Below are 18,278 nucleotides of genomic sequence, written 5' to 3'. Positions count from 1 at the left end.
CGCGGCGCAGATGGACGGCGCGATCCTGGTGGTGTCGGCGGCCGACGGCCCGATGCCGCAGACCCGCGAGCACATCCTGCTGGCGCGTCAGGTCGGCGTGCCGGCGCTGGTGGTGTTCCTCAACAAGGTCGACATGGTCGACGACGAGGAGCTGCTCGAGCTGGTCGAGCTGGAGGTGCGCGAGCTCCTGTCGAAGTACGACTTCCCCGGCGACGACATCCCGATCACCAAGGGCTCGGCGCTGATGGCGCTGGAGGACAAGGAGCCGAAGATCGGCAAGGACGCCGTGCTGAAGCTGATGGAGACGGTGGACGCCTACATCCCGCAGCCGGAGCGCCCGATCGACCTGCCGTTCCTGATGCCGATCGAGGACGTGTTCTCGATCTCGGGCCGCGGCACGGTGGTGACGGGCCGCGTCGAGCGCGGGATCGTGAAGGTGGGTGAGACGGTCGAGATCGTCGGCATCCGCGACACGCAGACCACGACGGTGACCGGCGTCGAGATGTTCCGCAAGCTGCTCGACCAGGGTCAGGCGGGCGACAACGTGGGCGTGCTGCTGCGCGGCACGAAGCGCGAGGACGTGGAGCGCGGCCAGGTCGTGTGCAAGCCGGGTTCGGTGAAGCCGCACTCGAAGTTCAAGGCCGAGGCCTACATCCTGACGAAGGAAGAGGGCGGCCGCCACACGCCGTTCTTCACGAACTACCGGCCGCAGTTCTACTTCCGCACGACGGACGTGACCGGGATCTGCACGCTGCCGGAGGGCACCGAGATGGTGATGCCGGGCGACAGCGTGACGATGGACGTGGCGCTGATCGTGCCGGTGGCGATGGAGGAGAAGCTGCGCTTCGCCATCCGCGAGGGCGGCCGCACGGTGGGTGCCGGCGTCGTCGCTGCCATCAACGACTGAGCCAGAAAGGCCCGGCGCACCACGCGCCGGGTCACGAGCATCCCGCCGTCTCGCCGGTGGGCATCGACTTGGATCGATGTGAATCGCGCCGGCCTTCGTCTTGACGGAGCGCCGGCGTTGCTTTGTCCTGTCTCCGCCTGGTCTTGGGGGAGACTCGGATGTCGGTTGGTTCCATTCTCCGGGCCGGGTGTTTCGTTGCCCTGATCTGCGTGGGAGCAGCGGTCCTGACCGGCGCGGCCTGGGGCGATGCGTTGACCGACGGGCGTTTCCGCGCGGAAGTGGCGGCGCTGATCCAGGGCATCCGGCCAGGGTCCACGGTTCTCCTGGAAGCGGATCCGGCGCAGCTCAGCGTCGGCACGAAGACGCTCGATCTCACCAACCTGTATCGGCGCGTCGACGGCCTCTCCGAAGCCGAACGCCGTCGGGAGGTGGAGGAGTTCCTCGCCGTCGCTTTCGCGAAGGCCGCCCCCGCGCCGGACACGGGCGACTTCGCGGTGATCCGGCCGCGCCTGCGCCCGCAACTCGTGCCGGACGAGATCCTTCAGCAATACAAGATGCTCGCGCATCGTCGGTTCTCCGAGACGCTGCACGTGGTCTACGTGCTTGATGAGCCGAATCGCTATCAGTACGTGACCCACGAGATGCTCGCGGGCTGGCAGGTCGATCCCGCGTTGGTGGAGACGACGGCCGTCGCGAACCTGGCGGGGACCTCGCGGGATGCGCCGTTTCAGTTGGTGCTCGGGGACGGCGCGCCCCTGTTCGCCATGGCCAATCCCGGCGACGATTTCGCCATCGCGCGGCTGCTCGTGCCGTCCTACCTCGACGAGATCCGGCGCGCCCTTAAGGCAGACAGCATCACGCTGGCCGGACCGACACGCAATCTGCTCCTCGCCTGGCCGTCCGACAGCCCCGCCCGGCGCGACTTGGCCGCGGAGGCCACGCGTTATATGCGCGAAGGCCCGTACGGCCGCAGCGATGAACTGTTCCGCTTCGACGGCCGCCAAGTCCGGCCGCTGAATACGATGGAACGGGCGGATCACGGCCGGTGAGGCGCGGCGGCCGATCGGTCTCGGCCGTCGCGGCGGTGGAACTGAGGTCTCGCGCCTTCGCGGGTCACACGCACTCCAATCCGGATTGGATCGAGGCTGCGATTTTCGGTTCGGCGACCCCGCCCATGCCGCCGAACCCCTTGCAAGCCGGGCCGCGATGAGGCATTGGGCAACGCGCTAGGAGTGTAGCTCAACTGGTCAGAGCGCCGGTCTCCAAAACCGGAGGTTGCGGGTTCGAGTCCCTCCACTCCTGCCAGACATCCTGCCCGATCCCGCGCGGCGGCCCGGTCGACAAGGCCGCGGAGTTGCGCTAGAGCGGGCGCAATCCGAGATCTGAAGCGACCGTCGGTGCGGGCCCATCCGGGTCCTCGGCGCCGTCATTTCGTGTTCCCGGAGCGGTCTCTGCCCGGGGCCGAACACGCACAGACACTGGCGCCATGGCATCGAACGAAGCGACCAAGAAGGTGGACCTGGTGCGCGGCGCGGCCCGCGGCCCTGCGAACCCGCCGCCGGCTCGGCCAGCGACCTCGGCCCGGGCGACGCAGAAGCGCGCCACGCCGGGCGAGTTCTTCGCCCAGGTCCGCGACGAGGCCCGCAAGGTCACGTGGCCGTCCCGCCGGGAGACCACGATCACCACCATCATGGTGTTCGTGATGGTGGTGGTGACGAGCCTGTTCTTCACGGTGGTGGATCAGGCCCTGCGCTTCGTGGTCGGCCTGATCCTGGGCCTCTGAAGCCGGGCGCCATCGGACGAGGGAGACCTCGCAGACGTATTCGGAGTTGAACGGAACCGTGTCGAAGCGCTGGTACATCGTCCACGCCTACTCGAACTTCGAGAATAAGGTCGCGCAGTCCATCAAGGACCAGGCGGCCCAGCGCGGGCTGACCGAGCTGTTCGACGAGGTGATGGTCCCGATCGAGAAGGTCGTGGAGGTGCGCCGCGGCCGGAAGGTCGATGCCGAGCGCAAGTTCTTCCCCGGCTACGTGCTGGTGAAGTGCGACCTGACCGACGAGGTCTACCACCTCATCAAGAACACCCCGAAGGTCACGGGCTTCCTGGGCGCCGACAAGTCGAAGCCGGTGCCGATCCCCGACGCCGAGGCCGAGCGGATCAAGGGGCAGGTCGCCGAGGGCGTCGACCGGCCGAAGCCTTCTGTCTCGTTTGAGATCGGCGAGACCGTCCGGGTCGCCGACGGCCCGTTCGCCAGCTTCAACGGCACCGTCGAGGAAATCGACGAGGCACGCTCCCGTCTCAAGGTGGCCGTGTCGATCTTCGGCCGCGCCACCCCGGTGGAGCTCGAATACGCCCAGGTCGAGAAGGCCTGAGCCTCCTGATTTCGGCAGCCCCTGAGCTGCCCGTTTTTCCCGGCCGACGCTGAGCGGCGGCCGCGAAGCCGCGGCATCCCGTTCGAGGATGCGGCACCATCCGCGGGAGATCCGCCCGGCCTCGCCTCCGGGATCGCCGGATCGCACCGCGATCTGCAACCGTCCGACCCGCCGCGCTTCAGGCCGCGTGGGGGCGGATTCTCATTGGGAGCAGTCCCATGGCGAAGAAGATCACGGGTTACGTGAAGCTTCAGGTCCCGGCCGGCGCGGCGAACCCGTCGCCGCCGATCGGCCCCGCGCTCGGTCAGCGCGGCCTCAACATCATGGAATTCTGCAAGGCCTTCAACGCGAAGACCGCGCAGATGGAGAAGGGCACCCCGATCCCGGTGATCATCACCGCGTATCAGGACCGCTCCTTCACCTTCGAGATGAAGCAGCCCCCGGTCACCTTCTTCCTGAAGAAGGCTGTCGGCCTGAAGCTCGGCAAGAAGCCGGCCTCCGGCTCCAAGACCCCCGGCAAGGGCCCGACCGTCGGCAAGATCTCCGAGGCGCAGCTGCGCGAGATCGCCGAGAAGAAGATGCCCGACCTCAACTGCGACTCGATCGAGTCGGCTGTTGCCATGATCCGCGGCTCCGCCCGGGCCATGGGCCTCGAAGTGACGGCCTGAGGGAGGACAGCATGGCTAAGGAAGGCAAGCGCATCCGCGCCGCCCGCGAGGGCATCGAGGTCACCAAGCTCTATCCCCTCGACGAGGCGATCAAGCTGGTGAAGGAGCGGGCGACCGCGAAGTTCGACGAGACCGTTGAGGTCTCCATGAACCTCGGCGTCGATCCCCGCCACGCCGACCAGATGGTCCGCGGCGTCTGCAACCTGCCGAACGGCTCCGGCCGCACGGTTCGGGTCGCGGTCTTCGCCCGCGGCGCCAAGGCGGACGACGCCAAGGCGGCCGGTGCCGACATCGTCGGCGCTGAGGACCTCCTGGAGATCGTGCAGAGCGGCAAGATCGAGTTTGATCGCTGCATCGCGACCCCGGACATGATGCCGCTGGTCGGCCGTCTCGGTAAGGTGCTGGGCCCGCGCGGCCTGATGCCGAACCCGAAGGTCGGCACGGTGACGATGGACGTGAAGGGTGCGGTGGCCGGCGCCAAGGGCGGCTCGGTGGAGTTCCGCGTCGAGAAGGCCGGCATCGTCCATGCCGGCGTCGGCAAGGTCTCGTTCGATGCCGACAAGCTCGTCGAGAACATCAAGGCCTTCGCGGACGCAGTGGCCAAGGCGAAGCCCACGGGCGCCAAGGGCACCTACGTCCAGCGCATCGCCGTCACCTCGACGATGGGCCCGGGCGTGAAGGTCGAGCCGAACACGGTTCTGACCGCCTGAGGCACGGCACAGCGTTCACGCTGCGGAGCGCCCGGCCGGAAACGGCCGGGCGTTTTCCGTTCGTGCGTCCCTCACGCCATTCTCAACCACGGAGGGGGGGCGCCAAGCCGCACGGCTGTGCTAGATACACCGCCATGCGATGCACCCTGACGGTCTCCTCCAAGCGACGCATCCTGTGCGTCTTCCCCGCCTACACGCCGTCCTTCGGGACGTTCTCACACGCCTATCCGCTGATGGGCGGGGTGAAGGCGTTCATGCCGCCGCAGGGGCTGCTGCTGATCGCAGCCTACATGCCGGAGGCGTGGGAATGCCGGTTCATCGATGAGAATATCCGCCGCGCGGGCCCCGCTGACTTCGCCTGGGCCGATGCGGTGTTCGTCTCGGGCATGCACATCCAAGAGGCGCAGATCCACGATATCCGCGACCGGGCGCACGCCGCCGGCAAGGTCACGGTGCTGGGCGGTCCCTCGGTCTCGGGCGCGCCGGAGAAGTACGGCGACTTCGATTACCTTCATATCGGCGAGATCGGCGACGCCACCGACCAGCTCGTCGCGCGCCTCGACGCCGACCTGACGCCCCCGCCCGCCCAGATGGTGCTGGAAACCAAGGACCGACTGGCGCTCGCCGACTTCCCAGCCCCGGCCTACGAGGCGGCGCCCCTCAAGCGCTACCTGATCGGCTCGCTGCAATTTTCCTCGGGCTGCCCCTATCGCTGCGAGTTCTGCGACATCCCGCAGCTCTACGGCCGACAGCCCCGCCTGAAGAGCCCCGAGCAGATGTGCGCCGAACTCGACGCCATCATCAGCCAGCCGGGCCATCCGGCGGTGGTCTACTTCGTGGACGACAATTTCATCGGCAACCGCAAGGCGACCCGCGAGATGCTGCCGCACCTCGTGGAATGGCAGAAGAAGAACAACTACCCGCTCCAGTTCGCCTGCGAGGCGACGCTGAACATGGCCAAGCAGCCCGAGATCCTCGAGCTGATGCGGCAGGCGAATTTCATGACGGTGTTCGTCGGGATCGAGACCCCGGAGGCCGAGGCGCTGAAGGGCATCGACAAGACCCACAACGCCGCCGTGCCGATGTACGAGGCGATTGAGACGCTGAATTCCTACGGGCTGGAGGTGACCTCCGGCATCATCCTGGGGCTCGATTCCGACACCGACAAATCCGAGCAGAATCTGATCGACTTCATCGACCGCTCGGCGATCCCGGTCCTGACCATCAACCTGCTCCAGGCCCTGCCCAAGACGCCGCTCTGGGACAGGCTGGAACGCGAGGGGCGGCTCCTGCACGATGCCAGTCTCGAGTCGAACGTGCTGTTCAAGCGCCCGCACGACACGGTGGTCAGCAGCTGGCGCCGGGCGATCGCGCACGCCTACGATCCGGACAAGATCTTCGAGCGGTTCAAGCACCAGTGCGCGGTGACCTACCCGAACCGCATCACCACGCCGACCGCCGGAAAGCTGACCTTCACCAACCTGCGCCGCGGCCTGATCCTCGGCTTCAACATCATCACGCGGGTCGGGATCTTTTCCGACTACCGCAAGCCGTTCTGGAGCGCGGCGGGCTACGCGCTGAAGCGCGGGCAGATCGAGGCGGTGTTCAACATGGGCTTCGTGGCCCACCATCTGATCCGCTTCACACGCGAGGCCCTGCGCGGCGAGCACAATGCCTCGTTCTACGCCGCCAAGGCCGCCGAGGCGAAGGAAGCCCGCGACCGGAGCTGGTGGGAGGCGGCCCGGCGCAAGCTGGTTCCGGAGCGCGAGGCGGCGTAGCACGGCGCTCGAAGAGCGATGCAATCGCGGCAGGGCTCCTCAGGAAGCCCTTGCCTGCGGCGGAAAAGTCGCGCTTCGGGTCTTGGCAGGCGCCTTGCTAGGCTCTATACACCGCGCCTCACGCATTTCATCCTCACGGAAGGAGAACGGCCAATCGGCCGGTTTCCGCTCGAAATGTCGCCCGGGCAACCGGGTGGCACTGGCCGGACGGATCCCAGGGGTGAAAATCCCCGCGGAGCCTTGTCCGGCCATGTCCTGTCCGAGACTGCAGGTGCTGGTTCGCCGGCTTAATCCGCCAGCCTGCACAGACGGGGAAGACCGAATTCGAAAATGCCTCGCTGCGGCGCGCGCCGCGGAGGGGTTGTCGGTTTGAACCAACTCGCCCGAGGCGGCCCGCAAGGGTACGCGCGGGGACAGGGCCGCGAAGCGTCGTTCGGACGTTCCCGGTCTTACGGCCGAGATCACGTCCGGGCGGCATGTGCAACCGGCGGACCCGAAACCGGGTTCCGCCAACCGGAGAGAGCCCAGTGGACCGGACAGCAAAAGCTGATCTCGTCTCGACGCTCAACGGCGTGTTCAATCAGAGCGCCGTCGTCGTCGTGGCCCACTACAAGGGCCTCACGGTCGCCGACATGCAGAAGCTGCGCACGCAGATGAAGCAGGCCGGCGCCACCGTGAAGGTCGCCAAGAACAGCCTCGCCGGCATCGCACTCGATGGCACGGACGTCTCCTCCATCAAGCCGCTCCTGAAGGGCCCGACCCTGCTCGCCTATTCCGGCGATCCGGTCGCAGCCGCCAAGGTCGCGGTGGATTTCGCCAAGGCTAACGACAAGCTCGTGATCCTCGGCGGCGCGATGGGGAAGACCGCCCTGAACCCGGACGGCGTGAAGGCTCTGGCCTCGCTTCCGTCCCTCGACGAACTGCGCGGCAAGCTCGTGGGCCTCATCCAGGCGCCCGCGACCAAGATCGCCCAGGTCGTCAACGCGCCGGCGGCCAAGCTCGCCCGCGTGTTCGGGGCCTATGCCAAGAAGGACGAGGCCGCCTGAGGCCCTTCAAAAACCATCCGTTCGAACCGATATTGAAAGGAATTCACCATGGCTGATCTCGCCAAGCTCGTCGACGACCTGTCCTCGCTGACCGTGCTCGAGGCCGCTGACCTGGCCAAGATGCTCGAAGAGAAGTGGGGCGTCTCGGCCGCTGCCGCCGTCGCCGTCGCCGCTGGTCCGGCCGCCGGTGGCGCAGCTGCCGCCGTCGAGGAGCAGACCGAGTTCACGGTCGTCCTCGCCGCCGCCGGCGACAAGAAGATCGAGGTCATCAAGGAGGTCCGCGCGATCACCGGCCTCGGCCTCAAGGAAGCCAAGGACCTCGTCGAGGGCGCGCCGAAGCCGGTCAAGGAAGGCGTTGCCAAGGACGAGGCCGAGAAGCTCAAGGCCCAGCTCGAGAAGGCTGGCGCCAAGGTCGAGCTCAAGTAAGTCGCCGATGGGCCGGTCCCGGCCCATCACCCCACGGAGGCTCTTCGCGAGCCTGTCGTGACTGGAGCCCGCGGGTCAGCACCCGCGGGCTTTAGGCCGCTTCGGCGGATGGTCCCGAAAGGGACCCAGAACGAGATTCGGTTCGGTGGCGCGGCTCGGCGGGGCGCGCGTCACGGCCCGGTGCGGGAGGTCCCTTCGCGGGAACGCTTCCCCGGGCGCGAGGCACGCGGGTAGGAGCGAGGTCACATGGCCAACACGCTGGTCGGTCGCAAGCGCATTCGGAAGTTCTTCGGCAAGATCAAGGAAGTTGCCGAGATGCCGAACCTCATCGAGGTTCAGAAGGCGTCCTACGACCAGTTCCTTATGGTCGACGAGCCCGAGGGCGGGCGCGGCGACGAGGGGCTGCAGAGCGTGTTCAAGTCGGTGTTCCCGATCTCCGACTTCGCCGCCACGGCGCTGCTGGAATTCGTGCGCTACACCTTCGAGGCGCCGAAGTACGACGTCGACGAGTGCCGCCAGCGCGGCATCACCTTCGCGGCGCCGCTGAAGGTGACGCTCCGCCTGATCGTGTTCGATGTCGATCCCGACACCCAGGCCAAGTCGGTCAAGGACATCAAGGAGCAGGACGTCTACATGGGCGACATGCCCCTGATGACGGAGAACGGCACCTTCATCGTCAACGGCACCGAGCGCGTCATCGTCTCGCAGATGCACCGCTCGCCGGGCGTGTTCTTCGACCACGACAAGGGCAAGACCCACTCCTCGGGCAAGCTCCTGTTCGCCGCCCGCATCATCCCGTACCGGGGCTCCTGGCTCGACGTCGAGTTCGACGCCAAGGACATCGTGCACGTCCGCATCGACCGGAAGCGCAAGCTGCCGGCGACGTCGCTGCTCTACGCGCTCGGCCTCGACGGTGAGGAGATCCTGTCGACCTTCTACAACAAGGTCGTGTACGACCGGGACGGCGCCGAATGGCGCGTGCCGTTCGATGCCGAGCGCATGAAGGGCATGAAGGCCACCGTCGACCTGATCGACGCCGATTCCGGCGAGGTCGTGCTCGAGGCCGGCAAGAAGCTCAACGCCCGCAACGCCCGTCAGATCACCGAGAAGGGCACCAAGTTCCTCAAGGCGACCGACGAGGATCTCGTCGGCCAGTACATCGCCGAGGATCTGGTCAACGCCCAGACCGGTGAGATCTGGGCCGAGGCCGGCGAGGAGATCTCCGAGAAGCTCCTCAAGAGCCTGGAGGATGTCGGCATCACCGAGCTGCCGGTGCTCGACATCGACCACGTCAATGTCGGTCCCTACATCCGCAACACGCTGGCGGTGGACAAGAATTCCGGCCGCGAGGGTGCGCTGTTCGACATCTACCGGGTCATGCGCCCGGGCGAGCCGCCGACCCTCGATACCGCCGAGGCGATGTTCCACTCGCTGTTCTTCGATTCCGAGCGCTACGACCTCTCGGCGGTCGGCCGCGTGAAGATGAACATGCGTCTCGATCTCGACGCCGCCGACACGGTCCGCACGCTCCGCAAGGAGGACATGCTGGCTGTGGTCAAGGCGCTCGTGGAGCTGCGCGACGGCAAGGGTGAGGTCGACGACATCGACCACCTCGGCAACCGCCGCGTCCGCTCGGTGGGCGAGCTCATGGAGAACCAGTACCGCCTGGGCCTCCTGCGCATGGAGCGCGCCATCCGTGAGCGCATGAGCCAGGTCGATATCGACACGGTCATGCCGCAGGACCTGATCAACGCGAAGCCCGCGGCCGCGGCCGTGCGCGAGTTCTTCGGCTCGTCGCAGCTGTCGCAGTTCATGGATCAGACCAACCCGCTCTCCGAGGTGACGCACAAGCGCCGCCTCTCGGCGCTTGGCCCGGGCGGTCTGACCCGTGAGCGCGCCGGCTTCGAGGTGCGCGACGTGCACCCGACCCACTACGGTCGCATCTGCCCGATCGAGACGCCGGAAGGCCCGAACATCGGCCTGATCAACTCGCTCGCCACCTTCGCGCGGGTGAACAAGTACGGCTTCATCGAGACCCCGTTCCGGCGCGTGCGCGACGGCGTGGTCACTGACGAGGTCGCCTACCTCTCGGCCATGGAGGAGGCGAAGTACTACGTGGCCCAGGCCAACGCCCAGATGGACGAGAACAAGAAGCTGACGGAGGACCTCGTGGTCTGCCGCCGGGCCGGCGACGTGATCGTGGTGGGTCCTGAGCGCGTCGATCTCATGGACGTCTCGCCCAAGCAGCTCGTCTCGGTCGCCGCGGCGCTGATCCCGTTCCTCGAGAACGACGACGCCAACCGCGCGCTCATGGGCTCGAACATGCAGCGCCAGGCGGTGCCGCTCGTCCGCGCCGACGCCCCATTCGTGGGCACCGGCATGGAGGCGGTGGTCGCCCGGGATTCCGGCGCCGCCATCGCGGCCCGCCGCGCCGGCATCATCGATCAGGTGGACGCCACCCGTATCGTTATCCGCGCCACGGAAGAGGCCGATGCCAACAAGCCCGGCGTCGACATCTACCGCCTGCAGAAGTTCCAGCGCTCCAACCAGTCAACCTGCATCACGCAGAAGCCGCTGGTCCGCGTCGGCGAGTTCGTAAAGAAGGGCGAGATCATCGCCGACGGTCCCTCGACCGAGTTCGGCGAGCTGGCGCTCGGCCGGAACGTGCTCGTCGCGTTCATGCCGTGGAACGGCTACAACTTCGAGGACTCGATCCTGCTCTCCGAGCGGATCGTGAAGGATGACGTGTTCACCTCGATCCATATCGAGGAGTTCGAGGTGATGGCCCGCGACACCAAGCTCGGGCCGGAGGAAATCACCCGCGACATCCCGAACGTTTCGGAAGAAGCACTCAAGAACCTCGATGAGGCCGGCATCGTCTATATCGGTGCCGAGGTGAATGCGGGCGACATCCTCGTCGGCAAGATCACCCCGAAGGGCGAGAGCCCGATGACGCCGGAGGAGAAGCTGCTCCGCGCCATCTTCGGCGAGAAGGCCTCGGACGTGCGCGACACCTCCCTTCGGGTGCCGCCGGGCGTCACCGGGACGATCGTCGAGGTCCGGGTGTTCAACCGCCACGGCGTCGACAAGGACGAGCGCGCCCAGGCGATCGAGCGCGAGGAGATCGAGCGGCTCGCTAAGGACCGCGACGACGAGCAGGCGATCCTCGACCGCAACACCTACGCCCGTCTGGCGGATGTGCTGATCGGTCAGGCGCCGGTGGCCGGCCCGAAGGGCTTCAAGAAGGACACCACGCTCACCCGCGAGCTGATCAACGACTACCCGCGCTCGCAATGGTGGCAGTTCGCCGTCATCGACGACCGTCTCATGACCGAGATGGAGGCGATGCAGAAGCAGTACGACGAGTCGAAGAAGCGCCTTGAGCAGCGCTTCCTCGACAAGGTCGAGAAGCTGCAGCGCGGCGACGAGCTGCCCCCCGGCGTCATGAAGATGGTCAAGGTCTTCGTGGCGGTGAAGCGCAAGATCCAGCCGGGCGACAAGATGGCCGGCCGTCACGGCAACAAGGGCGTCGTGTCGCGGATTGTGCCGATCGAGGACATGCCGTTCCTGGAGGACGGGACGCATGCCGACATCGTGCTCAACCCGCTGGGCGTGCCCTCGCGCATGAATGTCGGCCAGATCCTGGAGACGCACCTGGGCTGGGCGGCTGCGGGCCTGGGTCGCAAGGTGTCGAAGGCGGTGGATGCCTATCTGAAGACGCAGGACATCACGCCGCTGCGGGAGGAGATGAAGGCGATCTACTCCCCGAGCGAGCTGGAGGGCCTGTCGGACGAGGAGCTGGCCGAGGCCGGCAACAACGTCCGCCGCGGCGTGCCGATGGCCACTCCGGTGTTCAACGGCGCCAAGGAGGCCGACATCGAGCAGATGCTGGAGATGGCCGGTCTCGACCGCTCGGCGCAGTCGACGCTCTATGACGGGCGCACCGGCGAGCCCTTCGACCGCAAGGTGACGATGGGCTACATCTACATGCTGAAGCTGCACCACCTCGTGGACGACAAGATCCACGCCCGGTCGATCGGCCCGTACTCGCTCGTCACCCAGCAGCCGCTGGGCGGCAAGGCGCAGTTCGGCGGTCAGCGCTTCGGCGAGATGGAGGTCTGGGCGCTGGAGGCCTACGGCGCAGCCTACACGCTGCAGGAGATGCTCACGGTGAAGTCGGACGACGTGGCCGGCCGCACCAAGGTCTACGAGGCGATCGTCCGCGGCGACGACACGTTCGAGGCCGGCATCCCCGAGTCGTTCAACGTGCTCGTCAAGGAGATGCGCTCGCTCGGCCTCAACGTCGAGCTGACGTCCTCCAAGAAGGCCGCGAACGACCAGCTGGAGCCGCCGGCCGACGCGGCCGAGTAAGAAGTCGCAAAAACCTCCCGTGGCGGCGGATCTCTGCCGCCACGGTCGAGCGGGGAGGGGAGGGGCCTTCGCGGTTCGACGACGGTGAGCAGCGCCCGTGCGGGGCGCGGCGCCGGATTGTTTTCAGGACGCGGTGGCCCGGCGCGGGGCTGCCGGCGTCAACAGGGAGCGGATCATGAACCAAGAGGTCATGAACCTTTTCAACCAGCAGGCCACGCCGGTCAGCTTCGATCAGATCAAGATCTCGATCTCGTCCCCGGAGAAGATCCTCTCCTGGTCATACGGCGAGATCAAGAAGCCCGAGACCATCAACTACCGGACCTTCAAGCCCGAGCGCGACGGCCTGTTCTGCGCGCGCATCTTCGGGCCGATCAAGGACTACGAGTGCTTGTGCGGCAAGTACAAGCGCATGAAGTACAAGGGCGTCATTTGTGAGAAGTGCGGCGTCGAGGTCACCCTCGCGCGCGTCCGGCGCGACCGCATGGGCCACATCGAGCTGGCCGCCCCCGTCGCGCACATCTGGTTCCTGAAGTCGCTGCCGAGCCGCATCGGCCTGCTGCTCGACATGGCGCTCAAGGACCTTGAGCGAATCCTGTACTTCGAGTCGTACTGCGTCATCGAGCCGGGCCTCACCCCCCTCAAGGAGCGTCAGCTTCTGACGGAGGAGGAGTACCTGCGCGCCCAGGAGGAGTACGGCGAGGATAGCTTCACCGCCATGATCGGCGCCGAGGCCATCCGGCGCATCCTGCAGGAGCTCGACCTCGACAAGATCGCCAACGATCTGCGCGAGGAGATCGCCGTCACCACCTCGGAGTTGAAGCCCAAGAAGCTCCTGAAGCGGCTCAAGATCATCGAGGCGTTCCAGCAATCGGGCAACAAGCCCGAGTGGATGATCCTGACGGTCGTGCCGGTGATCCCGCCGGACCTGCGCCCGCTGGTCCCGCTGGATGGCGGCCGCTTCGCGACCTCCGACCTCAACGACCTGTACCGCCGCGTCATCAACCGCAACAACCGCCTGAAGCGGCTGATCGAGCTGCGCGCGCCCGACATCATCATCCGCAACGAGAAGCGGATGCTGCAGGAGGCAGTCGACGCCCTGTTCGACAACGGCCGCCGCGGCCGCGTCATCACGGGCGCCAACAAGCGCCCGCTGAAGTCGCTCGCCGACATGCTGAAGGGCAAGCAGGGCCGGTTCCGCCAGAACCTGCTCGGCAAGCGTGTCGACTATTCGGGCCGTTCCGTCATCGTGGTCGGCCCGGAGCTGAAGCTGCACCAGTGCGGCCTGCCCAAGAAGATGGCTTTGGAGCTGTTCAAGCCGTTCATCTACGCGCGCCTCGATGCCAAGGGTTTCTCGGCCACCGTCAAGCAGGCCAAGAAGCTGGTCGAGAAGGAGAAGCCGGAGGTTTGGGATATCCTCGATGAGGTGATCCGCGAGCACCCGGTGATGCTGAACCGCGCGCCGACGCTGCACCGCCTCGGCATCCAGGCGTTCGAGCCGAAGCTGATCGAGGGCAAGGCGATTCAGCTGCACCCGCTGGTCTGCGCCGCGTTCAACGCCGACTTCGACGGCGACCAGATGGCCGTGCACGTCCCGCTGTCGCTCGAGGCGCAGCTGGAAGCGCGCGTCCTCATGATGTCGACCAACAACATCCTGCACCCGGCCAACGGTCAGCCGATCATCGTGCCGTCGCAGGATATCGTGCTCGGCCTCTACTACCTGTCGATCGTGGCCGAGGGCGCGCCGGGCGAGTACAAGGCCGACAACGCCAAGAACCCGATGCAGGGCGTCTACGGCGACATGGGCGAACTGGAGCACGCGCTGGCCGCCAAGGCCGTCTCGCTGCACACCAAGATCAAGTGGCGCTGGACCGGCATCGGCCCGGACGGCAACGAGTTGACCAAGACCTACGAGACCACCCCGGGCCGGGTGATCCTGTCCGGTGCCCTGCCGAAGCACGCCAAGGTGCCCTTCGACGTCGTCAACAAGCTGATGACCAAGAAGGAGATCTCGGCGATGATCGACACCGTCTACCGCCACTGCGGTCAGAAGGAGTCGGTGATCTTCTGTGATCGGATCATGGCGCTCGGCTTCAACCACGCGTTCAAGGCCGGCATCTCGTTCGGCAAGGACGACATGGTCGTGCCGGAGAACAAGTGGTCGATCGTCGACACGACCCGCGCGCTCGTGAAGGATTACGAGCAGCAGTACAACGACGGCCTGATCACCCAGGGCGAGAAGTACAACAAGGTGGTCGATGCCTGGGCGAAGTGCTCGGACAAGCTGGCCGCCGAGATGATGGGCCGGATCTCGGCCGTCCAGAAGGACGAGCACGGGGCCGACAAGCAGGTCAACTCGATTTACATGATGAGCCACTCGGGTGCCCGTGGCTCGCCTGCCCAGATGAAGCAGCTCGCGGCGATGCGCGGCCTCATGGCCAAGCCGTCGGGCGAGATCATCGAGACGCCGATCATCTCGAACTTCAAGGAAGGCCTGGACGTTCTGGAGTACTTCAACTCCACGCACGGTGCCCGTAAGGGCTTGGCCGACACCGCCCTGAAGACCGCCAACTCCGGCTACCTGACCCGCCGTCTGGTCGACGTGGCGCAGGACGCCGTCATCCGCGAGGTGGATTGCGGAACGACCAACGGCATCAAGATGCGCGCCATCGTGGATGCCGGCCAGGTCGTGGCGACGCTCGCCACCCGTATCCTGGGCCGCGCCACGGCCGAGGATCTCGTGGCCGCGGACGGCACGGTGATCGTCAAGACGGGCGAGACCATCGAGGAGCGTCACCTGCCGGCGATCAACGCCGCCGGCATCCAGGAGGTGAAGATCCGCTCGGTGCTGGTCTGCGCCACCAAGAGCGGCGTCTGCGCCACCTGCTACGGGCGCGACCTCGCCCGCGGCACGCCTGTCAACATGGGCGAGGCGGTCGGCGTCATCGCGGCGCAGTCGATCGGCGAGCCGGGCACGCAGCTCACGATGCGCACCTTCCACATCGGCGGTGCGGCCCAGATCGCCGACTCGTCGTTCATCGAGTCGAGCTTCGAAGGCACGATCAAGATCCGCAACCGCGCGATCGCCAAGAACTCCGATGGCGATCTGATCGCCACCGGCCGCAACGTGGCGGTGGTGATCGTCGGGTCGGACGGGGTCGAGCGGGCGGTCCACCGCCTGCAATACGGCGCCAAGCTCCGGGTCGACGAGGGTGACAAGATCAAGCGCGGACAGCGGATCGCCGAGTGGGATCCCTACACCCGTCCGATCCTCACCGAAGTCGACGGCATCGTGGCCTACGAGGATCTGGTCGACGGCCAGTCCATGACCGAGACCACCGACGAGTCGACCGGCATCGCCAAGCGCGTCGTCGTCGATTGGCGCGGCTCGGCCCGGACCTCGGACCTGAAGCCCGCGATGGTCGTGGTCGACAAGGACGGCAAGGCGCTCAAGCTGCCCCGCGGCTCGGACGCCCGCTACTTCCTGCCGGTCGACGCCATCATCGGCTTCGATCCAGGCGCGAAGGTCAATGCCGGCGACATCCTCGCCCGCGTCTCGACCGACTCGGCCAAGACCCGCGACATCACCGGCGGTCTGCCGCGGGTGGCGGAGCTGTTCGAGGCACGGCGCCCGAAGGACGCGGCGATCATCGCGGAGAAGTCCGGGACGATTGCGTTCGGCCGTGACTACAAGAACAAGCGTCGGCTCACGCTGACGCCGCATGACGGCTCGGAGGCGGTCGAGTACCTGATCCCGAAGGGCAAGCACATCCACCTGCAGGACGGGGACGTGGTCGAACTCGGCGATTACATCGTCGACGGAAACCCGGCGCCGCACGACATCCTGGCGATCAAGGGCGTGGAGGAACTCGCGGCCTACCTCGTCAACGAGATCCAGGAGGTCTACCGGCTGCAGGGCGTGTCGATCAACGACAAGCACATCGAGGTGATCGTCCGTCAGATGCTGCAAAAGGTCGAAGTGACTGACGGCGGCGACTCGGACATCCTCTCGGGTGACCAGATCGATCGCACGGAGCTGACCGACTTCAACGAGAAGCTGCTCGCCGAGGGCAAGAAGCCGATCCAGGGCGTTCCGGTCCTGCTCGGCATCACCAAGGCGTCGCTGCAGACGAAGTCGTTCATCTCGGCGGCCTCGTTCCAGGAGACCACCCGCGTCCTCACCGAGGCGGCGGTCAACGGCAAGGTCGACACCCTGGAAGGCCTGAAGGAGAACGTGATCGTCGGCTCGCTCATCCCGGCCGGTACGGGCTCGATGGTGGCGGATATCCGCGCCATCGCCCGCCGCCGCGACGCGATGATCCTGCAGCAGAAGCAGGCCGAGAGCGGCGCGATCCCGGTCGAGGAGCTTCCGCCCGCCGCCGAGTGAGGCGATCGGCAGGACTAAGATGAGAGAGGGCGGCTTTCGGGCCGCCCTTTTCTTTTGGGGCATGCCTTTTATCCACGCTGCCGTCTTCACGAGCACAGCGAAGCAATCCAGGGCGGCGCCACGCTTCCTGATATGCCGATACCCCGGGTCACTTCGCTCCGCCTGGGATGACGGAGCGGGCAGCCTCGACTGCAGCGTTCAACCCGAGACCGTATCGAGACACGCGCAGCGATCCGCCCTTAACGGCGGCGAAACCATACCGGGCGATAAATCCCGCACGGCCGCAGAAACACCCTGGAAACGGGGAGGCTGGGGTCGGTTCGGGTGCGTGAGTACGGGTCGGGCGTCGTGGGTACGAGACGAGGACGACGAGAATCGAGCCTGCGCTGGCTCTCGGCCGCGATGACGCCCTGGATGGTCGGCCTCGGCCTGCTGGTGTCGTTCACCGCCGATGCCGGCACGGAGAACGCCATCGGGTCGAGCCGGCTCGGCCTGATCGATGCCGACACCGTCCCGCCCCTGCCGCCCGGCACGCTGCTGATCGGCTCGGCCCTGCGCCGCCTGGGCGACGAACCGCCCCGGGCGGTGTTCAAGGCCGGCGCGCATGTGTTCCCCCTCGTGGAGCGGGCCGGCAAGGGAAACCCGGCCCGGCCGCCGGCCGAGAGCTTCGCCCGCCACGCCGTGAACCTCCGCGAGACCGGCGCCAACCTGGTGTTCGGTGACGTCACCGGCAGCGTCACCGGCGTGCTCACCCAGGGCTCCGCCGTCTGGGACCCAGAATCCGAGCCGGAAGCCACGTTCCTGCCCGTCCCCGATCTCGGCCTGACCACGGGCTCCGGCAGCGCCGCCTCCACGGGCGAGGGCACCGCCGACCTCACCGAGGATGGCGACCCCGCCCGCTTCGATGGCTCGACCCCGCCGGTGCCCCGCGCCGTCGCCCTGTCGTCCACCACCCCGGCGCCCGCGGACGCGATCCCGGTCGAGGTGGCGGCCGCGAGCCTCGCGCTGCCCGATTTCGCGATCCGCACCGAGCGCCCGGACAGCGCCCAGCCGGTTCCCGAGGATGCCCGGCGGCGCTACGCCGACCTGATCGATCCGGAATCCCTCGACAAGGAGCAGCGCTGCCTGTCGGAGGCGGTCTATTTCGAGGCCCGCAGCGAGCCCGAGGCGGGGCAGGCCGCCGTCGCCCAGGTGGTGCTGAACCGCGTGAAGAGCGGCCTCTATCCGGCGAGCGTCTGCGGCGTCGTCTACCAGAACCGGCACCACTACATGGGCTGCCAGTTCTCCTTCGCCTGTGAGGGCAAGTCGCTGCGCATCACCGATGCCGGTGCCTGGGAGACGGCGACCCGCATCGCCCGCTCGGTGATCGAGGGCCGGACCTATCTCGCCGAGGTCGGCGCAGCGACCCACTACCACGCCGACTACGTGCGGCCGGGCTGGGCGCGGCGCCTGCGCAAGATGGACGTGATCGGCCGGCACATCTTCTACCAGCTCAAGGCCGGCCAGACCTGACGGGCGGCGGTCCAGAAGCGATAAGAGATTCTGATGAAGATCGGAGCAATTCTACCTAGGTAGGCGACGCCTAAGCAGTCGAAACCAAGGGTTAATTTTAC

Annotated in this window: 12 protein-coding genes and 1 tRNA gene; all 13 read left to right on the top strand. The window is 66.9% G+C overall.

The window, feature by feature from the left end; genetic code table 11:
* A partial coding sequence (gene tuf, locus BLQ49_RS25700; protein ID WP_091721611.1) for an elongation factor Tu occupies window positions 1-907 on the top strand: 907 nt, incomplete at its 5' end.
* A gap of 278 nt (window positions 908-1,185) precedes the next feature.
* Window positions 1,186-1,956 (top strand): DUF1444 domain-containing protein, encoded by a 771-nt coding sequence (locus BLQ49_RS25695; protein ID WP_143012321.1) that lies wholly within the window; start codon window positions 1,186-1,188, stop codon window positions 1,954-1,956.
* Between the two features lie 179 nt (window positions 1,957-2,135).
* A tRNA-Trp gene (locus BLQ49_RS25690) sits at window positions 2,136-2,212 on the top strand.
* A gap of 181 nt (window positions 2,213-2,393) precedes the next feature.
* The gene (gene secE / locus BLQ49_RS25685) at window positions 2,394-2,690 is read left to right on the top strand and encodes a preprotein translocase subunit SecE (RefSeq protein ID WP_091721597.1); all 297 of its coding nucleotides are present in this window, start codon (window positions 2,394-2,396) and stop codon (window positions 2,688-2,690) included.
* Between the two features lie 58 nt (window positions 2,691-2,748).
* Window positions 2,749-3,282, top strand: coding sequence for a transcription termination/antitermination protein NusG (gene nusG / locus BLQ49_RS25680; protein WP_091721608.1), 534 nt, complete (start codon window positions 2,749-2,751; stop codon window positions 3,280-3,282).
* A 218-nt stretch (window positions 3,283-3,500) separates the two neighbouring features.
* Window positions 3,501-3,950, top strand: a complete 450-nt coding sequence (gene rplK, locus BLQ49_RS25675) for a 50S ribosomal protein L11 (protein ID WP_043348285.1) — start codon at window positions 3,501-3,503, stop codon at window positions 3,948-3,950.
* Window positions 3,951-3,961: 11 nt separating this feature from the next.
* Complete coding sequence (rplA, locus tag BLQ49_RS25670) at window positions 3,962-4,660, top strand: 50S ribosomal protein L1 (protein WP_091721595.1); 699 nt, start codon at window positions 3,962-3,964, stop codon at window positions 4,658-4,660.
* A 134-nt stretch (window positions 4,661-4,794) separates the two neighbouring features.
* The gene (locus BLQ49_RS25665) at window positions 4,795-6,438 is read left to right on the top strand and encodes a B12-binding domain-containing radical SAM protein (RefSeq protein WP_091721593.1); all 1,644 of its coding nucleotides are present in this window, start codon (window positions 4,795-4,797) and stop codon (window positions 6,436-6,438) included.
* Between the two features lie 527 nt (window positions 6,439-6,965).
* On the top strand, window positions 6,966-7,484 hold the full coding sequence (gene rplJ / locus BLQ49_RS25660) for a 50S ribosomal protein L10 (RefSeq protein ID WP_091721592.1): 519 nt from the start codon (window positions 6,966-6,968) through the stop codon (window positions 7,482-7,484).
* Between the two features lie 48 nt (window positions 7,485-7,532).
* On the top strand, window positions 7,533-7,910 hold the full coding sequence (gene rplL, locus BLQ49_RS25655; RefSeq protein ID WP_007566046.1) for a 50S ribosomal protein L7/L12: 378 nt from the start codon (window positions 7,533-7,535) through the stop codon (window positions 7,908-7,910).
* Window positions 7,911-8,156: 246 nt separating this feature from the next.
* Window positions 8,157-12,281, top strand: a complete 4,125-nt coding sequence (rpoB, locus tag BLQ49_RS25650; protein ID WP_091721589.1) for a DNA-directed RNA polymerase subunit beta — start codon at window positions 8,157-8,159, stop codon at window positions 12,279-12,281.
* A gap of 175 nt (window positions 12,282-12,456) precedes the next feature.
* On the top strand, window positions 12,457-16,665 hold the full coding sequence (gene rpoC, locus BLQ49_RS25645; protein ID WP_091721588.1) for a DNA-directed RNA polymerase subunit beta': 4,209 nt from the start codon (window positions 12,457-12,459) through the stop codon (window positions 16,663-16,665).
* Window positions 16,666-17,079: 414 nt separating this feature from the next.
* Window positions 17,080-18,177, top strand: a complete 1,098-nt coding sequence (locus tag BLQ49_RS25640) for a cell wall hydrolase (protein ID WP_091721606.1) — start codon at window positions 17,080-17,082, stop codon at window positions 18,175-18,177.
* The last annotated feature ends 101 nt before the right edge of the window (window positions 18,178-18,278 follow it).

Origin of the sequence: Methylobacterium phyllostachyos, assembly GCF_900103445.1 — a bacterium.
GTDB lineage: Bacteria > Pseudomonadota > Alphaproteobacteria > Rhizobiales > Beijerinckiaceae > Methylobacterium > Methylobacterium phyllostachyos.
This window is presented reverse-complemented; position numbering and strand designations above follow the sequence as displayed.